Origin of the sequence: Nocardioides pini (assembly GCF_026712185.1) — a bacterium.
GTDB lineage: Bacteria > Actinomycetota > Actinomycetes > Propionibacteriales > Nocardioidaceae > Nocardioides > Nocardioides pini.
Map to the genome: position 1 here is coordinate 372105 of NZ_JAPPUX010000003.1, position 23874 is coordinate 395978.

23 protein-coding genes are annotated in these 23874 nt (G+C 73.5%); 14 read left to right on the top strand and 9 right to left on the bottom strand.

The genetic code is table 11. The features are described from left to right. Window positions 1-5: 5 nt before the first annotated feature. Entirely contained in the window at window positions 6-1295 is a 1290-nt protein-coding gene (locus NYO98_RS11545; protein WP_268111841.1) for an HRDC domain-containing protein, read from the bottom strand. Window positions 1296-1299: 4 nt separating this feature from the next. Beyond that, window positions 1300-1920, bottom strand: coding sequence for a DUF3000 domain-containing protein (locus tag NYO98_RS11550; protein ID WP_268111842.1), 621 nt, complete (start codon window positions 1918-1920; stop codon window positions 1300-1302). A 71-nt stretch (window positions 1921-1991) separates the two neighbouring features. On the opposite strand from NYO98_RS11550, the gene hemE reads away from it, so the two are divergent. Next, entirely contained in the window at window positions 1992-3038 is a 1047-nt protein-coding gene (gene hemE / locus NYO98_RS11555) for a uroporphyrinogen decarboxylase (RefSeq protein WP_268111843.1), read from the top strand. Here hemE and NYO98_RS11560 read toward each other — a convergent pair. Then, window positions 3004-4011, bottom strand: a complete 1008-nt coding sequence (locus NYO98_RS11560) for a LysR family transcriptional regulator (protein ID WP_268111844.1) — start codon at window positions 4009-4011, stop codon at window positions 3004-3006. The two genes, hemE and NYO98_RS11560, sit on opposite strands and share 35 nt — an antisense overlap. Window positions 4012-4184: 173 nt before the next feature. On the opposite strand from NYO98_RS11560, the gene NYO98_RS11565 reads away from it, so the two are divergent. From NYO98_RS11565 to NYO98_RS11590, 6 genes are all read left to right on the top strand, one after another. Beyond that, window positions 4185-5486, top strand: a complete 1302-nt coding sequence (locus NYO98_RS11565; RefSeq protein WP_268111845.1) for an acyl-CoA dehydrogenase family protein — start codon at window positions 4185-4187, stop codon at window positions 5484-5486. A 172-nt stretch (window positions 5487-5658) separates the two neighbouring features. Next, complete coding sequence (locus tag NYO98_RS11570; RefSeq protein WP_268111846.1) at window positions 5659-6885, top strand: SfnB family sulfur acquisition oxidoreductase; 1227 nt, start codon at window positions 5659-5661, stop codon at window positions 6883-6885. A gap of 19 nt (window positions 6886-6904) precedes the next feature. After that, complete coding sequence (locus tag NYO98_RS11575) at window positions 6905-8047, top strand: LLM class flavin-dependent oxidoreductase (protein WP_268111848.1); 1143 nt, start codon at window positions 6905-6907, stop codon at window positions 8045-8047. Next, the gene (locus NYO98_RS11580) at window positions 8044-8580 is read left to right on the top strand and encodes an NADPH-dependent FMN reductase (protein WP_268111850.1); all 537 of its coding nucleotides are present in this window, start codon (window positions 8044-8046) and stop codon (window positions 8578-8580) included. Before NYO98_RS11575 ends, NYO98_RS11580 begins: the two co-directional genes overlap by 4 nt. After that, window positions 8577-9203, top strand: a complete 627-nt coding sequence (locus NYO98_RS11585) for a flavin reductase family protein (RefSeq protein ID WP_268111851.1) — start codon at window positions 8577-8579, stop codon at window positions 9201-9203. Before NYO98_RS11580 ends, NYO98_RS11585 begins: the two co-directional genes overlap by 4 nt. Next, the gene (locus NYO98_RS11590; RefSeq protein ID WP_268111852.1) at window positions 9200-10537 is read left to right on the top strand and encodes an MFS transporter; all 1338 of its coding nucleotides are present in this window, start codon (window positions 9200-9202) and stop codon (window positions 10535-10537) included. The genes NYO98_RS11585 and NYO98_RS11590 overlap by 4 nt, the downstream gene beginning before the upstream one ends. 102 nt (window positions 10538-10639) lie before the next feature. Here NYO98_RS11590 and NYO98_RS11595 read toward each other — a convergent pair whose 3' ends face one another. Then, window positions 10640-11611 carry a DUF4349 domain-containing protein gene (locus NYO98_RS11595; protein WP_268111853.1) on the bottom strand — a complete coding sequence of 324 codons (972 nt, stop codon included), beginning with the start codon at window positions 11609-11611 and terminating at the stop codon, window positions 10640-10642. 57 nt (window positions 11612-11668) lie between these two features. Beyond that, a complete protein-coding gene (locus tag NYO98_RS11600; protein WP_268111854.1) occupies window positions 11669-12553 on the bottom strand; it encodes an NYN domain-containing protein in 885 nt (294 codons plus the stop codon). Window positions 12554-12608: 55 nt separating this feature from the next. On the opposite strand from NYO98_RS11600, the gene hemG reads away from it, so the two are divergent. From hemG to NYO98_RS11625, 5 genes are all read left to right on the top strand, one after another. Beyond that, window positions 12609-13958 carry a protoporphyrinogen oxidase gene (hemG, locus tag NYO98_RS11605; protein WP_268111855.1) on the top strand — a complete coding sequence of 450 codons (1350 nt, stop codon included), beginning with the start codon at window positions 12609-12611 and terminating at the stop codon, window positions 13956-13958. 4 nt (window positions 13959-13962) lie between these two features. Continuing rightward, window positions 13963-14682 carry a hydrogen peroxide-dependent heme synthase gene (gene hemQ / locus NYO98_RS11610; protein WP_268111856.1) on the top strand — a complete coding sequence of 240 codons (720 nt, stop codon included), beginning with the start codon at window positions 13963-13965 and terminating at the stop codon, window positions 14680-14682. Between the two features lie 85 nt (window positions 14683-14767). Next, window positions 14768-15280, top strand: coding sequence for a cysteine dioxygenase (locus tag NYO98_RS11615; RefSeq protein ID WP_268111857.1), 513 nt, complete (start codon window positions 14768-14770; stop codon window positions 15278-15280). After that, the gene (locus NYO98_RS11620; protein ID WP_268111858.1) at window positions 15277-15732 is read left to right on the top strand and encodes a rhodanese-like domain-containing protein; all 456 of its coding nucleotides are present in this window, start codon (window positions 15277-15279) and stop codon (window positions 15730-15732) included. The genes NYO98_RS11615 and NYO98_RS11620 overlap by 4 nt, the downstream gene beginning before the upstream one ends. 12 nt (window positions 15733-15744) lie before the next feature. Beyond that, window positions 15745-16587 carry a hypothetical protein gene (locus tag NYO98_RS11625; protein WP_268111860.1) on the top strand — a complete coding sequence of 281 codons (843 nt, stop codon included), beginning with the start codon at window positions 15745-15747 and terminating at the stop codon, window positions 16585-16587. A gap of 3 nt (window positions 16588-16590) precedes the next feature. Here NYO98_RS11625 and msrB read toward each other — a convergent pair whose 3' ends face one another. Continuing rightward, the gene (gene msrB / locus NYO98_RS11630; RefSeq protein WP_268111861.1) at window positions 16591-16989 is read right to left on the bottom strand and encodes a peptide-methionine (R)-S-oxide reductase MsrB; all 399 of its coding nucleotides are present in this window, start codon (window positions 16987-16989) and stop codon (window positions 16591-16593) included. Between the two features lie 51 nt (window positions 16990-17040). Here msrB and NYO98_RS11635 point away from each other — a divergent pair, with 51 nt between their 5' ends. Next, window positions 17041-18123 carry a DNA polymerase domain-containing protein gene (locus NYO98_RS11635; RefSeq protein WP_268111863.1) on the top strand — a complete coding sequence of 361 codons (1083 nt, stop codon included), beginning with the start codon at window positions 17041-17043 and terminating at the stop codon, window positions 18121-18123. 68 nt (window positions 18124-18191) lie between these two features. Here the strand turns inward: NYO98_RS11635 and NYO98_RS11640 are convergent, their stop codons facing one another. After that, complete coding sequence (locus NYO98_RS11640; RefSeq protein WP_268111864.1) at window positions 18192-20948, bottom strand: stealth conserved region 3 domain-containing protein; 2757 nt, start codon at window positions 20946-20948, stop codon at window positions 18192-18194. A gap of 76 nt (window positions 20949-21024) precedes the next feature. Between NYO98_RS11640 and NYO98_RS11645 the strand changes: the two genes are divergently transcribed. Next, the gene (locus tag NYO98_RS11645; RefSeq protein ID WP_268111866.1) at window positions 21025-22122 is read left to right on the top strand and encodes a sulfotransferase family protein; all 1098 of its coding nucleotides are present in this window, start codon (window positions 21025-21027) and stop codon (window positions 22120-22122) included. A 9-nt stretch (window positions 22123-22131) separates the two neighbouring features. Here the strand turns inward: NYO98_RS11645 and NYO98_RS11650 are convergent, their stop codons facing one another. After that, complete coding sequence (locus tag NYO98_RS11650) at window positions 22132-22716, bottom strand: hypothetical protein (protein WP_268111868.1); 585 nt, start codon at window positions 22714-22716, stop codon at window positions 22132-22134. After that, window positions 22713-23834 carry an ATP-dependent DNA ligase gene (locus tag NYO98_RS11655; protein WP_268111870.1) on the bottom strand — a complete coding sequence of 374 codons (1122 nt, stop codon included), beginning with the start codon at window positions 23832-23834 and terminating at the stop codon, window positions 22713-22715. Before NYO98_RS11655 ends, NYO98_RS11650 begins: the two co-directional genes overlap by 4 nt. Between the last annotated feature and the right edge of the window lie 40 nt (window positions 23835-23874).

Below are 23874 nucleotides of genomic sequence, written 5' to 3' on the forward strand. Positions count from 1 at the left end.
GCCCGCTACTCCCGCTCGGCGCCCAGGATCGCGCCGACGAGCGCGCCGGTCACCAGCTCGGCCTGCCAGGGCCGGGCGCCGTAGGACGCCAGCTGGGCGCGGACGGCCCCGGCCAGCTCGGCCGGCTCCCGGGTCGACGGGGGCGCCCACATCAGCCGGCGGAGGTAGTCGGGGGTGAGGAGGTTCTCCACCGGCAGGTGGTGCACCTCGGCGAGGTTGAGCATCGCCTCGCGCGCGGCCTTGAAGCGCCGGTCGGCGACCGGCTCGCGGTCGGCCCAGGTGCGGGGGTGCGGGGGTCCGTCGCCGCGCGGGGCGCGGGTGGGCAGGTCGTCCTCGTCCATGTCGCGGACCCGCTGCAGCGCCTCGACCCACGTCGTGGCGTAGCGGCTCGCGCCCCGTCCGTGGAAACCCTGCGTCGACAGCAGCGCCCGCCGGTCGGTCGGCATCGCGGTGGCCGCGACGACGATGGCCGAGTCCGGGAGGATCCGGCCGGGCGTCACGTCGCGCTCGGCGGCGATGGCGTCGCGGGCCTCCCACAGCGCTCGCGCGGCGCCCAGTGCGCGGCGCCCGCGCAGCCGGTGCACCCCGGACGTACGACGCCACGCGTCGACGCGGACGGCCGGCTCGAAGCCCAGCAGGTGGTCGAACTCCTGCCGCGCCCACTCGGCCTTGCCGGCCCGCTCGAGCTCGGTGGCCATGTGGTCGCGGAGCTCGAGGAGGACCTCGACGTCGAGCGCGGCGTACTCCAGCCAGGGCTTGGGCAGCGGACGGGTCGACCAGTCGGCGGCCGAGTGCTCCTTGCGCATGCGCTGGCCGAGCACGGTCTCGACCAGGGTGGCGAGGCCGACGCGGGGGTAGCCGAGGAGGCGGCCGGCGAGCTCGGTGTCGAAGAGGCTCGTCGGGGTCAGCCCGACCTCGCGCAGGCAGGGCAGGTCCTGGGTGGCGGCGTGCAGGATCCACTCGGTGCCGTCGAGGGCCTCCTGCAGCGGCGCCAGGGTCGACATGCCGATCGGGTCGACCAGCCAGGTGCCGGCGCCCTCGCGGCGCAGCTGGATGAGGTAGGCGCGGTTGGAGTAGCGGTAGCCGGACGCGCGCTCGGCGTCGATGGCGACCGGCCCGGTCGCGGCGGCGAGGGCGGCGCAGGCCTCCAGCAGGCCCTCGTCGGTGTCGACCACCTCGGGCAGGCCGTCGCGGAGCTCGAGCAGCGGGGCAGGCGGCGGGGGCGGCGTCTCGACCTCGGCCGGCTCGCCCTCGGGTGGGGCTCCGGCGGGGGAGTGCTCCGCGTTGTCGGGCATCGGGTCAGGTGCCGCGCTGTCCGCGTCGGCTGGGGATCGCCGTGACCCCCTCGGGCACCGGCGGCAGCCCGACGGCGGTGCACATCAACTCGCCCCACGCCTCCACGTGCGCGGTCATGTCGAGGCCACCGGCCTCGTCGACGTCGGGGGTCCAGGACGCGCGGATCTCGACCTGCGCGGTGCCGGCCTCGTCGGCCATCCCGCCGAAGCTCTCGGTCGTGACGCAGGTGACCGTCCCGGAGGCGGCGTGGTGGCCGGCCCCGTGGGCGTCGAGCGCCTCGACCAGCCACGACCAGCCGACCGCGGCCAGCATCGGGTCCGCGCCGAGCTCGGGGTCGATGTCGGCGCGCGCGTAGGCCACGCAGCGGAACGTGCCGTCCCACGCGTCGTTGCCGGCCGGGTCGTGCAGCAGGATCAGGCGCCCGGTGCCGAGGTCCTCCTCGTCGACCGTGACGTCGGCGCTCAGCGCGGAGGACCACGGCGCGATGCGCTGCGGAGCGGGCATCTCCTCGCAGAAGACCTCCGGGCGCAGCGAGGCCCGACGCATCGACTCCACAGCCGCGCGGAACTCCGCGGGCCCAGCCGCGGCAGCATTGCCCGGGTGGGTCTCGTGACGGGCCACCATGAGGTCAGAGTAGGCCAGCGCCCGGCTCCGCCGATGTGCCGCCACGCCGCCTGACCTGCGAAGATTCACGGGTGACCGACGCCGTGCCCACGCCCCACCCCGGACTGGCCCAGAGCCCCTTCCTCGCGGCGGCGCGCGGTGAGGTCCCGTCCCACACGCCGGTCTGGTACATGCGGCAGGCGGGCCGCTCGCTGCCCGAGTACCTCAAGGTGCGCGAGGGCATCGGGATGCTCGAGTCCTGCATGGACGCCGACCTGGTGACCGAGATCACCCTGCAGCCCGTCCGTCGCTACGGCGTGGACGCGGCCATCTTCTTCTCCGACATCGTGCTGCCGCTCAAGGCCGTCGGCGTCGACCTCGACATCAAGCCGGGCGTCGGTCCCGTCGTGGCCTCACCGGTGCGCACCATGGCCGACGTGGAGGCCATCCCCGACCTCACGGCCGAGCACGTCCCCTACATCTCGCAGGCCGTGCGCCAGCTCGTCGCCGAGCTCGGCGCGACGCCGCTGATCGGCTTCGCCGGCGCGCCCTTCACCGTGGCGTCCTACCTCGTCGAGGGCGGGCCGTCGAAGGAGCACGCCAGGACCAAGGCGATGATGTTCGGCGCCCCCGACGTGTGGGACGCGCTGATGCACAAGATCGCCGGCATCGCCGCCGCCTACCTCCGCATCCAGGTCCGGGCCGGGGCCTCAGCCGTCCAGCTCTTCGACTCGTGGGCGGGCGCCCTCACGCCGGCCGACTACCGCGCGTCGGTCATGCCGCACTCCCAGCGCGTGCTCGCCGCGGCCGGCGAGCTCGGCGTGCCGCGCATCCACTTCGGCGTCGGCACCAGCAACCTGCTCGGCCTGATGGGCGAGGCGGGCGCCGACGTGGTCGGCGTCGACTGGCGTACGCCGCTGGAGCAGGCGATCCCGCTGGTCGGCGACCGGGCGGTGCAGGGCAACCTCGACCCGACCCTGGTCTTCGCGCCCACCGAGGTGATGACCGCGCGCGCGGCCGAGATCATCGAGGCGGGCCGCCGGGCCAAGGGCCACATCTTCAACCTCGGCCACGGCGTCATCCCCTCGACGGACCCCGGTCAGCTCACGGCGCTGACCGAGTTCGTGCACGGCTGCTGATCGGCGTCACCGGCGTCAGGTCCGCCGTGGCTTCCGCCGCCGGGTCGGACGCGGTCGCGGGCAGCTCGACCGACGACAGGTAGATCCGGGCCTGGCGGACCAGCGCGCGCTGCAGGTCTCGCAGCGGCTCGGGCACCCGCTCGGCTCGACGCCGCAGCATGAGCAGCATCACCGTCGTCTGGTCGGTCTGGATCGGACGCGTGGTGAGCACTCCTGCCTCGACGAGCGGGTCGGCGACGATGGAGAAGTCGGGGAGCACCGAGATCCCGAGCCCAGCGGCCACCATCGCCTTGCCCATCTCCGCCCCGTCGGTGGCATAGGTCGTGCCCGGCAGGTTGCCGGCGAAGAGGCGGTGGGCGTAGCGGTGCATCACGAAGCCGGGCCTCATGAGCACGTGCGGCTCGGCGCGGAGGTCGTCCACGGTGACCCGCTCCTTGGCGGTCAACGGGTGTCCGACGGGGAGGCAGGCGACCGGCGTGCCCTCGATCAGCCGGTCGGCGACGAGCGTCGGCGGCACCTCGTCGCCGGGCAGCACGTTGACCAGGCCGAGGTCGAGCGATCCCTCGGCGAGGCCCTGCTGGATGTCGACCTGCCGGCCGTTGACGACCTCGACGCCGCCGGAGCCGTGGCGGGCGTGCAGGTCGCGCAGGGCGGGGGCGAGCAGGCTGGACGAGGCGGTGACGACCGTGCCGATGCGCAGGTCGCGGCGACGGACGGACTGCTGGCCCGCCGCCTGCCGCAGCCGGTCGACCGCCTCGAGCACCTCGGTCATGTTCTGCAGCAGGTCGAGGCCCTGCCGGCTGATCCGCGACCCGGTGCGCCGGCGGTCGAGCAGCGTCGTGCCGAGCTCCTTCTCCAGCTTGGTCACCGCCTCGCTCAGGGCCGGCTGGGAGATGTGCATCGCCTCGCTCGCGCGGCGCAGCGAGCCGTGCTCGGTCACCGCCGCGAGGTATTCCAGCTGTTCGATCCGCACGCTCTGCTCCTGCCGGGGGGTCTGGTCTGGCTCTGGTCTGGTTGTCCGAGGTGGTGCTGTCGGGGCCGTGGTCGCGGGGTGGACGGCAAAACCTGCTACCGGGAGTTCGTGGTCCGCGACCTCGATTCCCTAAAGTCTACTAAGTAACTATACAAAACGGGAGGAACTCACCCATGACCACCCTGCGTGTCCGGCCCACCCGCAGCCGCGACGACTCCGCGCCCCGCCGCCAGCCCACCGACTGGAGCGCGGTGCTCGCGTCCATCTCCGAGGGCGCGCTGCGGCGCGAGGTCGACGGCGAGCTGCCGGTCGAGGCGGTGCGCCTGCTCAAGTCGGAGGGGTTCGGCGCGTTGCGCGTCCCGGCCGCGTCCGGCGGCGGCGGGTTGGGCCTCGTCGACCTCGCGCGCCTCTGGATCGAGCTGGCTGCCGTCGATGCCAACCTGCCGCAGGCCTTCCGCGGGCACTTCGCGCTGGTCGAGGACCGGCTGTGGCACCACGCCCGCACCAGCGACCAGCGGGTGTGGTTCGACCGGTTCGTCGCCGGGGAGATGGCCGGCAACGCCTGGGCCGAGGTCGGCTCCGACATCGACCTGCCGCGCACCGTGCTGCGCCCGCGCGCCGACGGGACCTACCGGCTCGACGGCACGAAGTACTACACGACCGGCACGATCTTCGCGGAGTGGACCGACGTGCACGCACGACTCGCGCGGCCCGGGCACCCCGACGAGGTGGAGGAGCCCACCGCCATCGCGCTCGTCGACACCCGCGACCCGGGCGTGCGCACGGTCGACGACTGGAACGGGTTCGGCCAGAAGGGCACCGGCAGCGGCACGACCACGTTCGACAACGTCGGCGTGCCGGCCGAGCACGTGCTGCCCTTCGAGGACCGGTTCCCCTACCAGACCGCGTTCTACCAGCTGAACCTCCTCGCCACGCTGACCGGGATCGCCCGGGCCGCGCTCCGCGACGTGGTCGACGCCGTGCAGAAGCGCACCCGCAACTTCTCGCACGCCAACGCGCCGCGCGTGCGCGACGACGCCCAGGTGCTGGCGCTGGTCGGCGAGATCGCCGCCGCGGTCTACGCGGCCGAGGCTGCCACCCTGCGGGTGGCTGGCAGCATCCAGGCCGTGGCGGACGCGTCGCTCGCGAGCGCCGACGAGATCGCGGCCCTCGTCGAGGCGAGCGAGATCGAGTCGTCGACCGCCCAGGTCGTGGTCTCCGAGCTGGTCCTGCGGGCCACCTCCGACCTCTTCGACGCGCTGGGGGCCTCCGCCACCGCACGGCCGCTCGCGCTCGACCGCCACTGGCGCAACGCGCGCACGGTCGCCTCGCACAACCCGCGCATCCTCAAGGCCCGGGTCGTCGGCGCCCACGCCGTCAACGGCACCCCGCCGCCGTACGCCTGGTCCATCGGCGGGACGCGCCGTCGCCAGGACTGGGACGACACGAGGCCTCGCTCCGGCGACGCCGGCTGAGACCGACCGGTCACGCACCGGCTCCGGAGGGGGTGGAGGGAGGTGCCTTGCGTTGCCTGCAAGGCATCTCCTTCCACCCCCTCGACATCCCCGCGCGAGGCCGGTCCCGGGATCGGGGCTCGACGCTGCTACCTTTGTCTACAAGATCAATAGAGTTTGTGCTGGAGGAGAGATGAGCGCTGTCGTCGTCCCCGAGGTCGGAGCCGTCCCGGTCCTGACCCGCGACGAGGCGATCGCGGTCGCCACCGAGATCGCCGCCGAGCTCGCGGCCACGTCGCTCGAGCGCGACCGCGACCGCGTGCTGCCCAGGCGCGAGCTCGACCGCCTCTCGACCTCGGGCCTGCTCGCGGTGACGGTCCCGACCGAGCACGGCGGCGCCGGTCTCCCGGTCGAGACGCTGGCCGAGGTCTTCCGGATCCTCGCGACCGGCGACCCGAGCGTGGCCCAGGTGCCGCACAGCCACTTCGTCTACGTCAACGCGCTGCGCCACCAGGGCACGCGCGAGCAGCAGTGGTTCCTCTTCCGCGAGGTGCTGGCCGGCAAGCGGTTCGGCAACGCGCAGTCCGAGGTGGGCACGAAGCACGTCCGCGACATCCGGACGACGCTGACACCGGCCGGGCACGGGCGCTGGACGCTGAGCGGCACCAAGGGCTACAGCACGGGCGCGCTCTTCGCCGACTGGATCCCGGTGCTCGCCCGCCAGGACACGCTGGCCGCGCCGGGCACCGGCCCGCTGCACGTGGCCTGGGTCGAGCGGCACGCCCCCGGCGTGAGCGTCACCGACGACTGGGACGGCATGGGCCAGCGCACCACCGCCAGCGGCACCGTGCGGCTCGACCAGGTCGAGGTGGGCGCCGACCGGATCACGCCCTACCACCTGACCTTCGAGGGCCCGCAGACCTACGGCGCGTTCGCGCAGGTGCTGCACGCCGCGCTCGACGTCGGCATCGCCCGCGCCGCGCTCACCGAGGCGGCGGCGTTCGTCCGCACGACGTCGCGCCCCTACCCGGATGCCGGCGTCGACCGGGCGGCCGACGACCCGCTGGTCGTCCAGGCGCTCGGCGAGATGGAGCTCGACGTACGCGCCTCGGAGGCGCTGCTGCGCGAGGCCGCCCGTGCCGTCGACGCCGCCGACGCCGACCTCACCGCCGACACCGCGGCGACCGCGAGCCTGGCCGTGGCCGCCGTACGGGCCCACTCGGCCCGCGTGTCCGTCGAGGTCGCAAGCCGGCTCTTCGAGGTGTGCGGCACCCGCTCCGCCCTCGCCTCGCTCAACCTCGACCGCCACTGGCGCAACGCCCGCACGCACACCCTGCACGACCCGGCCGCCTGGAAGGTGCAGCACCTCGGCAGGTACGTCGCCGACGGCACGCCGCCGCCCAACCACGGCCAGCTCTGACCCCGCGAAAGGATCAACGATGAAGTTCCACTGGTTCCTGCCCACCAACGGCGGTGACGGCCGGCAGGTCGTCAGCGGCGGCCACGGCGTCTCCCACGGCTCCGGCGGCCGGCCGGCGAGCGTTCCCTACCTCGGGCAGATCGCCCGCAGCGCCGAGCAGCTCGGCTTCGAGGCCGCGCTGACCCCGACCGGCGCCTGGTGCGAGGACGCGTGGCTGACGACCGCGATGCTGGCGCCGCTGTCCGAGCGGCTGAAGTTCCTCGTGGCCTTCCGGCCCGGGATGACGTCGCCGACGCTGGCCGCGCAGATGGCCGCGACTTTCCAGAACCTCTCGGGCGGTCGCCTGCTGCTCAACGTGGTGACCGGGGGCGAGTCCCACGAGCAGCGCGCCTACGGCGACTTCCTCGACAAGGACGCGCGCTACGAGCGCTGCGACGAGTTCCTCGAGATCGTCCGCAGGCTCTGGACCGGTGACGAGGTCACCTTCGCCGGCCGCCACCTGCGGGTGGAGCAGGCGCGGCTCCAGCAGCTGCCCGACCCGGTCCCCGGCATCTACTTCGGCGGCTCCTCGCCGGCCGCAGGGATCGTGGCCGCCAAGCACGCCGACGTCTACCTCACGTGGGGCGAGCCGCCGGCCGCCGTGGCCAGGAAGATCGCCTGGATCCGCGAGCTCGCCGACCAGCAGGGTCGCGAGATCCGCTTCGGCATCCGCATGCACACCATCAACCGCGACACCTCCGAGGAGGCGTGGGCCGAGGCCGACCGCCTGCTCGAGGGCATCGACGACGCCGAGATCCGGCGCGTGCAGGAGGGCCTCAAGAGGTCGGAGTCGGTCGGCCAGCAGAACATGCTCGCCCTCAACAACGGCTCGCGCGAGGGCCTGGAGATCCACCCCAACGTCTGGGCCGGCGTCGGCCTGGTCCGCGGCGGGGCCGGCACCGCGCTCGTCGGCAGCCACGAGGAGGTGGCCGACCGGATCGAGGAGTACGCCGCCCTCGGCATCGAGGAGTTCGTGCTCTCGGCCTACCCGCACCTCGAGGGCGCCTACCACTTCGGCGAGGGCGTGCTGCCGGTGCTCGAGAGGCGCGGCCTGTGGACCAACCCCGCCCCGGTCGCGGCCCGCGCGTCCGTGCCCTTCGGCGGTCAGCGAGCCGCGTCGTGAACAACATCCACAAGAACAGCGCCCGCGTCGCCGTCGTCGTCGGCAACCCCAAGCCACGCTCGCGCACCTACGAGTCCGCGCTGACCCTCGCCGACCGGCTCGGCGGCGCCGACCTCGTCGTCGACCTCGCCGACCACGCCTCCGTGCTCTTCGACTGGGGCTCGCCGCGCGTCACCGAGCTGGTCGAGGAGGTCGCCTCCAGCCTCGTGGTGGTCGTCGCCAGCCCGACCTACAAGGCGACCTACACCGGCCTGCTGAAGGCGTTCCTCGACCGCTTCCCCCACCAGGGACTGGGCGGCGTCACCGCCATCCCGCTCATGCTCGGCGCATCGCCGGTCCACTCGCTCGCCACCGAGCACGGGCTCCGCCCGCTCCTGGTGGAGCTCGGCGCGTCCGTGCCGACCCGGGGGCTCTACGTCCTCGACTCCGAGCACGACCGGCCCGAGACGTACGACGCGTGGTTCGCCACCGCGCAGCAGCTCCTGCCGACCCTGCCCGCTCCCGCCCCCTCCCTGGAGGTGTCGTCCGCATGACCGCACACGCCCACTCGCACCCCGCGTCCGTCCCGGCCATCGACCAGCGCACCCTGCGCGACGCGTTCGGCGCGTTCCCCTCCGGCGTGGTCGCCGTCGCGGCGTCGGTGAAGGGACAGCTCACCGGGATCGCCGCGTCGTCGTTCACCTCGGTGAGCATCGACCCGCCGCTGGTGTCGTTCTCCATCGCGGCCTCGAGCTCCACCTGGCCGCTCCTCCGCGAGGCCGAGCACCTCGGCATCAGCGTCCTCGCCGACCACCACGACACGGTGTGCCGCCAGCTCGCCGGTCCGCGCGAGGAGCGCTTCGCCGGCCTGCCCTTCAAGGTCACCGGCAACGGCGCGGTCCTGCTCGACGAGGCCGTGGCGACCTACGACTGCTCGCTGCACGAGGAGGTCGTCGCCGGCGACCACGTCATCGTCCTGCTCGAGGTGCACGAGGTCGGTGCGGGCGACGGCGAGCACCCGCTCGTCTTCCACCGCTCCGCCTTCGCCAAGCTGCACCGCGACGACCTCGACCCCGCTCGCCTCGACGGCCGGATCAACGGTGCCGAGGTCGACCGGGGTGACCGCGAGAGCGATGCCTCGACGCAGTCGCACGACGACGCGGAGGACGCGGCGTGAGCGCCCACGCCGCGCAGGCGGCTCCCACCCCTCGCCGCGTCGCGCTGGCCTCGGCCGTCGGCGCCACGATCGAGTGGTACGACTTCTTCCTCTACGGCACGGCCGCCGCGGTCGTCTTCGACAAGCTCTACTTCAACGGCCTCGACGGCCCGGCCGCGCAGTTCGCCGCCTTCGCCACCTTCGCCGTCGGGTTCCTCGCCCGGCCGGTCGGCGGGCTCGTCTTCGGCCACTACGGCGACCGCATCGGGCGCAAGCAGATGCTGCTGCTGACCCTGGTCATCATGGGCGTCGGCACCGCGCTCATCGGCCTGCTGCCGACCTACGACCAGATCGGCGTCTGGGCGCCGATCGCGCTGGTGGTGCTGCGGGTGCTGCAGGGCATCGGCGTGGGCGGCGAGTACGGCGGCGCGGTGCTGCTCGCCGTGGAGTACGCCCCGGCCCGGCGCCGCGGCTTCTACGGCAGCTTCGCGCACATCGGCGTGCCCGGCGGGCTCGTCCTCGCCGCCGGCGCCTTCTCGATCGCCGGGCTCCTGCCCGAGGAGGCCTTCCTGGCCTGGGGGTGGCGGGCGTGCTTCCTCGTCAGCATCGTGCTGCTCGGCATCGGCGCCTACATCCGGCTCTCCGTCATGGAGACCCCGGAGTTCGCCAAGGTGCAGGAGCGCAAGGAGATCTCGCGGCTGCCGCTGCGCGACCTGTTGCGCGAGCAGCCCCGCCCGCTGCTCCTCGGCATGGGCACCCGCTACATCGAGGGCTTCACCTTCAACCTGTTCTCGGTCTACCTCCTCGCCTACGTCGCCACCAACCTCGAGCTGCCGCGCAGCTGGGCCCTCGACGCGATCCTGGTCGGGGCGGCACTCGGCGTCGTGCTCGTTCCGGTCGCCGGCGCGCTCAGCGACCGGGTCGGTCGCAAGCCCGTCTACCGCGTGGGCGCGTGGATCGGGCTGCTGTTCGCCTTCCCGGCGGCGTACCTCGTGCAGACGGAGAACCGCTGGGCCATCTCCCTCGTCTTCGTGGTCGGCCTCGGCGTCATCTACGGGACGGTCTACGGACCGCTCGCGGCGTTCTGGTCCGAGCTGTTCGACACCCGGTACCGCTACACGGCGCTCAGCACGCTCTACCAGGTCTCCGGCATCGTCGCGTCCGGGCTGACGCCGCTCATCGCGGCCTGGCTGGTCACCCGAGGCGACGGGACGCTGTGGTGGGTCGCGACCTACAACGTGCTGGTCGCGGCGATCTCGCTGACCTGCGCGCGCTTCCTGCCCGAGACCCGCGGCCGTGGGCTCGACAGCGCCGACCCGACGCAGGAGCCCGTCCGCGAGCGCATCCCGGCCTGAGGGTGCAGACTGGCTGACGCGTCGACACGCGGACAGCACCCTCAGCCGGACTCCCGTCCCACGCCTGGCGCCGCAGGCGTGGGACGGGTCATGTCAGCGCGTCTACGCCGCCGGCGTCCGCGACGCGGCGCTCCGGCGACGTCGTACGACGAGCCAGACCGGCCATCCCAGGACGAGGCCCACCGCGGCGAACGGCAGCAGCGCGCCGATGAGCGTGCTGACGATGGTGAACAGCGTCCCCATCGCCTTCGCGCCGCCGTCGAGCCCGGCGAGGAACCCCGTCGGTCGCTCCTGGTCGGGCTCGTCCTCGACGACGTGCTCGGCGGAGATGTCGACCGTGATGGTCGACAGCGACGTCTGGTCGGCCAGCCACGACTGCTGCGACTTCAGCGAGTCGAGCTCGGCCTGCCGGCCGGTGAGCTGTGACTCGATCCAGATGACGTCCTTGAGGTCACGCGCGTCGGCCAGCAGCAGCTCGACGCGCCGCAGGCTCGCCTCCTGCGCGCGGACGCGGGCGCCGGTGTCGATGACCTGGGTGGTGACGTCCTCGGAGCCTCGGTCGGAGGAGCGCAGTACCCCGACCTGCTCGAGCGCGGACATCGTCTCGCCGAACCTGCGGCTGGGCACCCGCACCACCATCCGCACGTAGGACGTGTCCCCGTCGGAGTCGGTCTCGGTGGTCTCGTCGGTGATCTCGCCGCCCTGCGCGTCGACGACGCGCTGGACGTCCTGGCGGGTCGCCCGGACGTCCTCGCCGGCCAGCGAGACCGTGCCGGTCGAGATGACCGAGCGCTGCAGCTCGGGCGCGGTCGGCCCGTCCGAGCCCGCCGACCCCGACGAGGAGCCCGTCGAGCCGGTGGCGTCGTCCGAGGTGGCACCGGCGTCGGACTGCGACGCCGACCGCCCGGCGCCGGAGTCCGACGAGCTCCCGGCGTCGGACGTCTCGCTCGACACGTCCCCGGAGACGGCGTCGCTGCCGCTGTCGTCGGTCGAGCAGGCGGCCAGCAGGGCCGTCATGGTGAGGAAGGGGATGAGGAGTCCCGCGGTGCGGGAGCGGGTCGCGGTGAGGGTCATGGCCGTCCGACGACACCGTCGCGCGCGCCGTTCCGGCCGTGACGGAACTGTGACGTGTCAGGTCTTCGCGCTCGACGCGCGCTTCGCCGCGCGCTTGGTCGTGGTGACCTTCGGCGGCGCCGCCTTGGTGGCCGCCTTGGCGGGTGCCTTGGTGGGCGCCTCCTTGTCGGCCACGTTCTTGTCGGGCAGCTTCCGGCCGCCCGGCTTCTGGCCCTTGAGCCGCACCCGCATGGCGTTGCCGTTGCCGGAGGTCTCCAGGTAGGGCTGGGCGGTCACAAGGGTGCTCAGCCGGGCGCCCGGGCCGGCGAAGTTGCGGGCGTCGAACGACGGGTGGGTGCGGATCAGCTGGTTGCCCAGGGCGGGCAGGAGCGCCCAGCCGTCGTCGTCGGAGACGGCGTTGACCGCGCGGGTGAGGGCGCTCTGCAGGTTGATCGAGGGCGCGTCGGTCTCGCCGCCGTCGTCGGAGTCGTCGTCGGAGTCCTCGCCGTCGCCGGAGCGGTCCGTGACGACCGCGAGGTCGATGAACTTGTCGCAGGCGTTGCGCAGCGACTCGGGCGCCTTGTTCTCGCCGAGCACGTAGACCTTCTTGCCGGACTCGCGCAGCCGGTGGGCGAGGCTGGTGAAGTCGCTGTCGCTGGTGACGAGCGCGAACGCCTCGACGTTGCCGTCGTACAGCAGGTCCATCGCGTCGATCACGAGCGCGAGGTCGGTGGAGTTCTTGCCGGACGTGTAGGCGTTCTGGTGCATCGCGCGGAGGCCGAGGCGGTTGAGCTTGCGCGCCCACTGCGTCAGGTGCGGGTTGGTCCAGTCGCCGTAGACGCGCCGGATGGTCGGGTCCCCGTACTTCGCGACCTCCCCGAGCACCTCGTCGGCATAGGCGGGCCGGGTGTTGTCGGCGTCGATCATGACGGCGATCCGGTCGGCGGCTCCGTGGGACTCCATGGGTGCAGCCTAGGGCGCGCCGGAGCGTCGCGACCTCCTCTGGCAGGGTGGAGGGGTGAGGCGTGACGCGGTGGTCGTGGGCGGCGGGATCGCCGGTCTGGTCGCGGCTCGCGGTCTCGCCGCGGCCGGGCGTGACGTGCTGCTGCTCGAGGGCTCGCCGCAGGTCGGTGGCAAGCTGCGCACCGCAGAGGTCGCCGGACTCACCGTCGACGTCGGCGCAGAGGCGATGCTCGCCCGCCGGCCCGAGGGGGTGGCCCTCGCCGAGGAGCTCGGCGCCGCGGTGGTCAACCCGACGCCCGCGACGTCGGCGGTCTGGTCGCGCGGCGCCCTGCGCACGATGCCGCGCTCGCTGATGGGGGTGCCCCTCGACCTCGACCAGCTGGCCGCGACCGAGGTGCTGAGCCCCGAGGGCCTGGCCCGGGCGAGCACCGAGGCCACCACCCCGGTCGACGACGACGTCTCGGTCGGCGACCTGGTCGCGGCCCGGCTCGGTGACGAGCTGGTCGACCGTCTCGTCGAGCCGCTGCTCGGAGGGGTGTACGCCGGCCACGCCCGCCGCATCTCCGCGGCCGCCGCCGTGCCGCAGCTGCTCGCCATGGCCCGCCGCGGCGGCCTCCTCGAGCAGGCCGCCGGCGTGCCGACCTCCGGCGCCCCGGTCTTCGCCGCGCTCCCCGGCGGGATGGGCCGCCTGCCCGCCCTGGTCGCCGACGGCGCCGGCTTCGAGGTGCGGACCTCGGCGACCGTCCGCGCGCTGCGGCGCACGTCGACCGGCTGGGCGCTGACCGTCGGCCCCACCGTCGCCGCCGAGACGGTCGAGGCCGACGCGGTCGTGCTGGCCACCCCCGCCCCGGCCACCGCCCGCCTGCTCGGCGAGGTGCTCCCGGACGCCGCCGCCGGCCTCGGCGCGGTCGAGGCCGCGAGCGTCGCCGTCGTCACCCTGGCCTTCCGCGCGCAGGACGTCCCGGACGCGTTGTTCGACCGGTCCGGGTTCCTCGTGCCGCCGGTCGAGCGGCGCACCATCAAGGCCTCGACCTTCTCCTTCGCCAAGTGGGCGTGGGTGCGCGACCTCGACCCCGACGTCGTGGTGCTCCGCACCTCGCTCGGGCGGCACCGCGAGGAGGCCACCCTCCGGGCCGCCGACGAGGGGCTGGTGCGGGTGTCCCTCGCCGACCTCGCCGCCCTGGTGGGCATCACCGCCCGGCCCGTCGACACCCACGTGCAGCGGTGGGGCGGCGCGCTGCCGCAGTACGCCGTCGGCCACCTCGAGCGGGTGGCGCGGGTCCGTGCCGCCGTCGGTTCGCAGCCCGGCCTCGCGGTCTGCGGGGCGGCGTACGACGGCGTCGGCATCCCCGCGGTGATCGGCTCGGCCCGCCGCGCTGTGGCCTCGCTCACGGGGGCAGAATGACGTCATGACCGAGTCCACCGAGACGCAGACCAACGCCGCTCGCACGCGGGAGCTCAACGACACGATCCGCTACACGATGTGGTCGGTGTTCCGGCTCCGCGACGTCCTCGGCGACGACGCCGACCGTGCGGCCGAGGCGACCGACGTCGAGGCGCTCGTCGAGGTGCTGGGGGAGCAGGACGTCGTCGTGCGCGGCCTGTACGACGTCAGCGGCCTGCGCGCCGACGCCGACGTCATGGTGTGGTGGCACGCGCCCGACTCGCAGCAGCTGCAGGGCGCCTACAACGCCTTCCGGCGCACGGCCTTCGGCCGCCGCCTCGACCCGGTGTGGTCGCAGATGGCGCTGCACCGTCCGGCGGAGTTCAACAAGTCGCACATCCCGGCGTTCCTCGCCGACGAGGAGCCGCGCGCGCACGTGTGCGTCTACCCGTTCGTCCGGTCCTACGAGTGGTACCTGCTCGACGACGGCGAGCGACGCCGGATGCTCGCCCAGCACGGCCAGCAGGCCCGCGGCTACGCCGACGTGCGCGCCAACACCGTCGCCTCCTTCGCCCTCGGCGACTACGAGTGGCTGCTGGCCTTCGAGGCCGACGAGCTGCACCGCATCGTCGACCTGATGCGCGACCTGCGCGCGTCCGACGCGCGTCGCCACGTGCGCGAGGAGGTGCCGTTCTACACCGGTGCCCGGGTCACGCCGAAGGAGCTGCTCGACCGCCTGCCCTGACGCGGCGCGCCGGGTCGTGGACATCGCTCCGGCCGCCGTCTCCGCAATGTAGAGTAAGTCACTCAACATTGTTTCAGGAGGATTCATGACCGCCACCTTCCCCGCCTCCCCGCTTCCCGGCATCCGCCGGAGCGGTCGCACGTCGAGCAGCACCACCGACCGGTTGCAGGCCGCGCGCACCGCCCTGGCCGAGCACCTCGCCACCCGCGACCCGCTCGCGCACGTCGACCTGTCCGTCCCGGAGCGCACCTGGGCCCGCGTCGGCACCGGTGCCGGCGCCGACATCTGGCTCATCACCTGGCCCGCCGGCTCGAGCACCGGCTGGCACGACCACGGCTCGGCGAGCGGCGCGTTCGTCGTCCTCACCGGGTCGCTGACCGAGTACGTCTGGACCGGCGTGGCCAGGGCGGCGACCCTCCGTGCGTCGACGGTGCGCGAGTTCGACGGCAGCCACGTCCACGACGTGGTCAACCACGGCACCGACACGGCCGTCTCGCTGCACGCCTACGCCCCCGGCCTGGCCGCGATGACCCGCTACGAGCTCGTCCGCGGGCGGCTCCAGGTGACCAGCGTCGAGCAGCGCGGCGAGACCTGGTGAGCACCGTGTCGAGGACCGCGCCGGGCCCCGCCCGGTACGACGGCGTCGACGCCCTGCTCGCCGACGCCCGCAGCCGACTGGACCGGGTCGACGTCGAGACCGCCTACCGGGAGGCGCTCGGCGGCGCGGTGCTCGTCGACATCCGTCCCGCGGCACAGCGGGCGGCCGAGGGCGAGGTGCACCCCGCGGTGGGTCCGCTGGTCGTCGAGCGCAACGTGCTCGAGTGGCGCTTCGACCCGCGCTCGGACGCGCGCCTCGCGGAGGCGTCGTACGACACCCGCATCCTGGTGCTGTGCCAGGAGGGCTACACCTCCAGCCTGGCCGCCGACGCGCTGCGCAGCCTCGGGCTCGACGCGACCGACGTCGTGGGGGGCTTCCGGGCGTGGCGCGAGGCGCAGCTGCCCGTCGCGTGCCGGGCCGGTCGACCGGGGGAACGGCTCGGGCCGCAGTAGCGTCGGAGCATCATGAGGATCCTCGCCGCTGCCGCCGTGCTGACCGTCCTGGGCTCCGCCACCGCCTGCTCCACCGAGGCGGACATGCGGGCCGTCGACCGCGCCGACGCGGGCGCCACCCCCGACGCACCCTCGGGCGGGGCGCCGACGCCCGTGCCGGAGGGGGAGGTGCGCACCAGCGGCCTGGTCACGGTGCTCGACTCCGGTGGCGGCCCGGAGATGTGCCTGGGTGCCGTCGCCGAGTCCTACCCGCCCCAGTGCGGCGGGCCGGCGCTCGCCGACTTCGACTGGGGCGACGTGGGCTCCGAGGAGGCCGCCGGCGTGCGATGGGGCTCCTACGCGCTGACCGGCACCTACGACGGCTCCACCTTCACCGTGACCGACGCGATCCCCGCCGCCCTCTACGACACGACGGCCCAGCCCCAGCCGGAGCCGCTCGCCGCCGCCTGCGACGAGCCGACGACGACCGACACCGCGAAGGCGACCCCCGAGGACCTCGACGCCACGCTGGCCGCGGCCTCGGCGCTGCCGTCGTACGCCTCCGCGTGGCTGACCGGCAACACGATCAACGTCGCCGTGACCGGGGACGCCGAGGCCGCGGAGGCCGAGCTGCGCCGGACGTGGGGCGGGATGCTCTGCGTGACCACCGTCGAGCGCACCGACGCCGACCTCACCCAGGTCAACGAGGAGCTGCAGGCCGCGCTCGGCGACCAGCTGCTGACCAGCGGCTCGACGTCCCCGGACTCGCTCGACGCGCAGGTCGTCTACGACGACGGCTCGGTCCAGGAGTGGGCCGACGCGACGTACGGCGACGGGCTGGTGACGGTCACCTCGGCCCTGGCGCCCGTCGGCTGAGGGCTACTTCTTCTCGTTGAGCGTGATGCTGATCGAGTTGATGCAGTAGCGGTCACCGGTGGGCGTGCCGAAGCCGTCCGGGAAGACGTGGCCGAGGTGGGAGCCGCAGGTCGCGCAGCGGACCTCGACGCGCTTCATCCCGTGGGAGTTGTCCTCGATGTACTCCACGGTGTCGGTCATCGGCTGGTAGAAGCTCGGCCAGCCGCAGCCGGAGTGGAACTTCGTGTCGCTGGTGAACAGCTCGGAGCCGCACGCCTTGCAGGAGTAGGTGCCCTCGGTCTCGGTGTCGGTGTACTCACCGGTGAACGCCCGCTCGGTGCCGGCCTGGCGGAGGACGGCGTACTCCTCGGGGGTGAGCTGCTCGCGCCACTGCTCGTCGGTCTTCTGCACGTCGTAGGCCATGCGCCCAGTTTACGGAGGCGCTCCAGCGGGACCGGCCGCTAGGTTGGGGGAATGGCGAAGGCGTCGGAGGCGTACGTCCGGGCGGGGGAGCGCGAGGTGAGGATCTCCTCGCCGGAGCGGGTGATCTACGAGGCGACGGACACGACCGCCGAGGTCACCAAGCTGATGGTCGCGGAGTACTTCGCGAGCGTCGAGGACGGCCTGATGCGCGCGCTGCGCGACCGGCCGACGGCGCTCGAGCGGTGGACGGCGGGCGTGCGTCCGGGGATGAGGCTCGCGACCGGTCCGCAGGACCGCAACGCCGACGCGTTCTACCAGAAGCGGGTCCCGAAGGGGGCGCCCGACTACCTCGAGACGGCCACCATCACCTTCCCCTCGGGGCGCACGGCCGACGAGATCTGCCCGACCGAGATCGCGGTGCCGGTCTGGTGCGCCCACATGGGCACGCTGACCTTCCACCCGTGGCCCGTGCGTCGCACGGACGTCGACCACCCCGACGAGCTGCGCATCGACCTCGACCCACAACCGGGGACGACGTTCGCCGACGCCGTGCGGGTCGCGGGGGTGGCGCACGGGCTGCTCGGCGACCTCGGCATGACCGGGTTCGCCAAGACCTCCGGCAACCGCGGGGTCCACATCTACGTGCGGATCGAGCCGTCGTGGGACTTCGCGGCCGTGCGGCACGCGGCCATCGCCTTCGGTCGCGAGCTCGAGAAGCGCGACGACGGGGTGACGACCGCGTGGTGGAAGGAGGAGCGCGGGGAGCGGATCTTCGTCGACTTCAACCAGAACACCCGCGACCGCACCATCGCCTCGGCCTACTCGCTGCGCCCGATCCCCGGGGCGCCTGTCTCGACCCCGGTCACGTGGGACGAGCTCGCGACGCTCACCTCGCCGGCCGACTTCAACCTCTTCACCGTGCCCGAACGGCTGGCCTCCGACGGCGACCCGTGGGCCGCCATCGACGACGTGCACCACTCGCTCCAGCCGCTGCTCGACCTCTGGGACGAGCACCCGGTCGAGCTCAACTTCCCGCCCGACCACCCCAAGATGCCGGGCGAGCCACCCCGCGTGCAGCCCTCGAAGAAGGTCGAGTCGCACTGGGACGCCGACGGCAACCGGATCGCCGACTGACCGTCGTACGGCCGGCGGGCGGTGTCCCAGCCACATCCAGAGCCGCGCGAATGTGGCTCACGCACCGCTCAGCCGAGCTCCCAGGGGGCGGGGATCGGGAAGTACTGCTCGAGGAAGTCGTGGAGCAGGCCGTCGGCGCGCTCCTCGTCGAAGGCGGCGAGGAGGTTGTCGGCGATGCAGAAGAAGTCGCGGTCGCGACGGAGCATCTGTCGCAGCTGGACGGGCAGCTGCTGGTGGCCGAGGTCGACGTAGCCGTGGTGGGCGCCGGCGCGGAAGGCCTGGCCGGTGATCAGCCCGTAGGTCTGCGCGAACGACGAGAGCATCGACAGGTCGGTCGCGGAGCGGAACGGCGCGTGGGTGGTGCGCTCGACCTCCTCGGGGAAGCGGGCGGCGATCTCCTCCAGGGTCGTACGACGCTGCGGGTGGGGGCTGTGCATCATCGTGTGGGTCAGCGCCACCCCGAAGGCGTCGGCGAGCACGCGGCGGTTGTTCTGCGCGGCGGTCAGGTAGGGCCGGTCGTCGGTGCCGGGCAGGCCGACGGCGCGGTGGTCGGCGACGAAGGCGGCGTACTGCCCACCGGGCCGGAAGAAGTGCTCGGGCCGGCGCGGCCGGCCGAGGAAGACGTCGTCGTTGACGTAGACGAAGTGCTCGGCGAGGTCGGGCACGGCGTGCAGGCGGGTCTCGATCGCGTGCGAGCTGAAGGTCGGCAGCGCGGAGGCGGGCAGGATCTCGCGGTGGTCGACGACCCGCACCATGTCGTGCGTCGTGTCGAGCCACGACGGCACCTGACCGGCCGTGACGAGGTGGATCCGCCGCACCCAGGGGGCGAAGAGGTGGATGCTGCGCATCGAGTAGCGCAGCTCGTCGCGGCTGCGGTAGCGCGAGGCACCGCCGGCGCGGTCGCTCGGGGTGCCGCCGAGCTCGCGGATCCGCTCGTCGCGGGCGGCGAGCCACTCCTCGTCGTCGCCGTCGACCCAGGTGTAGACGACGTCGACGTCGAAGCGGCAGTCGTCGACCGTCGGCAGCGCCATCACCTCGAGGGTCGGCGCCTCGACGCCCTCGACCGTGATGGTGGTGCGGGGGGTGCCGACCGGCACCCGGTCCCCGTAGCGGTTCGGCCCGGGCGCGTGCAGGTCGCCGTCGGGCGACTCCTCCCAGAACTGCACGCCGACCTCGACGCCCTCGCCGAGCATGCCGTCGTGCCCGCCGCGCATCGGCCACGGCTCGAGGAAGAGCGTCGCCGTGCGGGTGCGCGCGAGCTCCTCGGTCATCACCGCGACGGTGCCGCGGCGCTCGGGCCAGCCGCGCTCGGCCGGGTCGCGCACCGACAGCCAGTCCGGCACCGACCCGGAGGCCAGCGCGGAGAGGAAGGCGCCGCGGCGTGACGACGGCACGACGACCACGGGGTGCGGGTCGAGGCCCCGGGCCGGCACCACGAACCACCCCTCGCCGGTCGCGGCGGCCGCGGCGGTCAGCGCCCGCAGGGACGTCGTACGAGCCCGGGCGGGCGTGACGCCCGCGGCTCCGGTGGTCTCGGGCAGGTCGCCGAGCGGGCCGGGGCGGAGGCCGTGGAGCACGCGGCGCGGGGCGAGCGGGTCGGCTCGCCGGGCCACAGCGGTGCGGAAGGTCTCGACCCACTGGCGGGCCAGCACCTCGCCGTCCCAGCGGTGGGAGCGCTCGAGCGCGGCGGCGCCGAGGCGGGCGCGCAGGTCGTCGTCGGTGGCGATCCGGAGCATCGCGGCGGCGAGCGCCGCCTTGGAGGCCGGCGGCACGAGGAGGCCGTCGACGTCGTGGGTGATCATCTCGCGCGGTCCCGACGGGCAGTCGTACGTCACCGGGGGCACGCCCGCCGACATGGCCTCCTGCAGGACGAGCGGGTAGCCCTCGCCGCGGGACGCGAGGACGGCCACGCTGGTGCGTGCCCACTCGGCGGCGAGGTCGTCGGTCGAGCCGGGCAGGTGGACGCGGTCCTCGAGCCCGAGCTTGCGCACCTGCGCGGCGAGGTTGTCGGCGCGGGGCCCGTCGCCCCAGATGGTGAGCGTCCAGCCGGGCACCTGCTCGTGGATGCGCCAGAAGGCGTCGACGACGTGCTCGAACTGCTTCTCCGGCGCCAGCCGGCCGGCCGTCACGAAGGTCTTCTGGTCGAGCGGCGACCGCGGCTGCGGGTGTGACGGCAGGGGGTTGGGGACGACCTGCAGCTCGGGGGCGGCCCCGCCGAGGCGGCCCGCCAGCCACCGTGACATCGACTCGGTCAGGGAGACGACGACGTCGGCCCGCGGCGCGAACTGCAGCAGCGCACCGAGGTCGTTGACCCGGCTCGAGGACGCCCGGTGCTCCTGGTGCACCAGGGCGACGTCGGCGGGCGCCAGCTGCGCGACCGCGGCGAGCAGCTCGGGGGTCGTCGTGACGAGGACGTCCGCGTCGATGCTCCCGAGCGCCTCGCGCATGGTGGCGTCGGTGAGGGCGTTGTAGAGGGCGTCCCAACTGCGGGGCACGATCGTCGACTCGCGGTCGGCCAGCTCGGCCGGGTGGTCGCCGGACACGGCGACGGGACGCTCGGGTCGTACGTCGACGAGGTAGGTGACCTCGATCCCGTCGGCCAGCGGGTAGTGGGTCGTGTCGCCGCTGCGCGTCACGCTGAGGATGCGGACGCGGTGGCCCTCACCGAGGCCGACGAGCGCGTTGGCCTGCTCGATGCCCGAGCGCGCGGTGCCGCCCATGCCGTCGGCGTTGAAGAGGACGTAGACGACGTCGAGGGGTCCGTCGCGGCGCACCCGGCGCATCGCGGAGCGCACCTTCCCGCCGAGCCTGTCGGTCAGTGCCACGTGGTCCTCAGTCCTGTCCGGGAGCGGGGTCGCCACGATCCTAGGGGGCGCGACACCGGCCGATAGGGTGACCCGCATGCCGACGTCCACCACCCCGCTCGTCCTGGTCTCCGGCTCCGGCCGCAGCGGAACGAGCTCCCTCGCCGGCACCCTGAAGCGGCTCGGCCTCCACGTGCCGCAGCCCGAGGTCGAGGCGTCGGAGACCAACCCGCGCGGGTTCTACGAGCCGCAGTGGGTCATCGACTTCCACAAGCGCCACCTCAAGGAGCTCGCGCTCTTCAACATCGACAGTCGCCCGGCCGCCGTCGACATCGTCGCGCGCCACGTCGGGACGGGCGTCCCGACCGGCGAGCTCCACGAGTGGCTGTCCGGCCAGCTCGCCCAGTACGACCAGCCGGGCGACCAGATCGTGGTCAAGGACCCGCACGCGTTCTGGTTCGCCCAGGTGTGGGAGGTCGTCAGCGCCGAGCTGGGCGCCGACCTGCGCTGGCTGACCGCGCTGCGCCATCCCGCCGAGGTCGTCGGCTCCCGCGACATCGCCTACCTCTCCAGCCAGTCCGACGAGCTGCGGCTCACCAAGGAGACGTCCAACGTCGCCGGCTGGGTGCACGCCGCCCTCCTCACCGAGCAGGCGGGCCGCGGCTCGAAGCGCTCGTTCGTGCGCTACGTCGACCTGCTGGCCGACTGGCGCGCGGCCCTCGCGCCCGTGCAGCAGCAGCTCGAGCTGACCTTCGACACCGACCTCTCTGCCCCGCCCGGGCAGCGCGACCACCACCCGGTCGACGACTTCGTCGAGCCCTCGATGCGCAAGTCGCAGCTCACCTGGGACGACGTCCGCACGCCCGACTGGCTGCGTGACATGGCCGAGGAGGTCTGGCAGCTGCTCGGCGTCCTCACCACGACGCCGCACGACCCCGACACGCTCGCGCGGCTCGACGAGGTCCACGAGGACTACCGCGCGCGCTACGCCGACGCCGTCGCCCTCACCTTCGACCACACCAAGGCCGAGTCCACGCTCGCGGCTCGCCAGGCGCGCGACGCCCAGCGCGCGACCGTCCAGCAGCTGCGCCGCGACCTCGAGCAGGCGCGCCGTGGCACCGAGCACACCGTCGGTGGCCGGGAGGCGGCCGCCATCCTCCGCCGCGCCGTCGTACGCCGCGTCACCCGCCGCTGACGCGACGGCTCAGACGCCGGTGACGCCCTCGCCGGAGCCGGAGGCCTGCTCGTCGAAGTTCTCGTGCTCGATGAGGTGGAGGACCGGTACGCCGAGCTTGCGGCGGGCGCGGGAGGTCCAGTCGACGTGGAAGAACTCCGCCACCACGTGGGGGCGGGTCAAGATGATGGCCTCGCGCGCGTCGACCGCCGTGACGAGCGCGGCGAGCGCGTCGACGGGCGGCTCGGAGGTGACCTTGCCGGTCGCCTTCCCGCCCGCGTCGTGGATCGCGATGAGGGTCCTCTTCAGGTCGGAGGAGGAGTTCTCCTCGCACTCGCGGCGCAGCGCCTCGATGTCGACGTCGTTCATCGCCAGGGCCGGGGCGGCCATCAGGTCGCCGGCGCCGAGCGTGCCGAGCGAGGCCTCGATGCGGGCCGCGGCGTCCTCGAGCGGGAAGAGGACGTGGTAGACGACCGGGTCCTCGATCTCGACGTGGAGCGAGCGCACCTGCTTCGCGTCGGCGGGCGTGAGGGCCTGTTCGACGAGAAGCACCACGTCGTAGGTGCCCTTCCCGTCGTGGATCGAGTCGTCGGGGATGTCGGTGTGGTCGGTCATGACTCGCCTCCGGGTTCGGTACTGAGAATTCTAGTGAGGTCGTAGCCGACCGGCTCGTCGAGCTGGGCGTAGCCGCAGCTCTCCGGGTCGCGGTCTGGGCGCCACCTCTTGAAGTGGGCGGTGTGCCGGAACCGCCGGCCCTCCATGTGGTCGTACTTCACCTCCAGCACCCGCTCGGGGCGCAGGGCGGTGAACCCGAGGTCCTTGCCCGCGCTCCACCGGCTCTGGGTGCCGGGGACGCGGTCGGGGTTGGCGGTGAGGAACTCGTTCCACCGGCCCCACGGGTGGTCGGCGATGTCGCAGACCAGCGGCTGCAGCTCCTGCCAGAGCTCGGCGCGGCGCGTGGCGGTGAAGCTGGCCGAGACGCCGATGTGCTGCAGCTCCCCGTCGTCGTCGTACAGCCCGAGCAGCAGGGAGCCGATCAGCGGCTCCTCGGGCGTGGACGTCTTGTGCTCGCGGTAGCCGGCCAGGACGACGTCGGCGGTGCGCTCGTGCTTGATCTTGAGCATGGTGCGCTTGTTGGGCTCGTAGGCCGACCCCAGCGGCTTGGCGACCACGCCGTCCAGGCCCGCGCCCTCGAACTCCTCGAACCACCGCTCGGCCTCGGCCGGGTCCTCGGTGGTGCGGGTGAGGAAGCACGGGCCGCTGCCGTCGAGGTGGCCGAGCGCCTCGACCAGCGCGGCACGGCGCTCGGAGAGCGGCCGGTCCATGAACGACTCGTCGCCGAGCGCGAGCAGGTCGAAGGCGACGAACCCGGCCGGCGTCTCGACGGCCAGCTTGTCGACCCGGCTCGCGGCGGGGTGGATGCGTTCCTGGAGGGTCTCGAACTCCAGCCGCCACCCGTCCGGTCCCTGCAGGCCGACGAAGATCTCGCCGTCGAGCACGATGCGCTCGGGCAGCTGGCGACGTACGGCCTCCACCACCTCGGGGAAGTAGCGCGTGAGCGGCTTGGTGTTGCGGCTGGCCAGCTCGACCTCGTCGCCGTCCTTGAAGACCAGGCAGCGGAACCCGTCCCACTTGGGCTCGAAGCTGAGGCCACCGTGCTTGGCCGGGTCGGGCACGCCGCTCACGCTCTTGGCGAGCATCGGCTGCACCGGCGGCATCACGGGGAGGTCCACACTCCGAGCCTAGTGGGGCGGGGCGTGCTTCTCCCGCGGC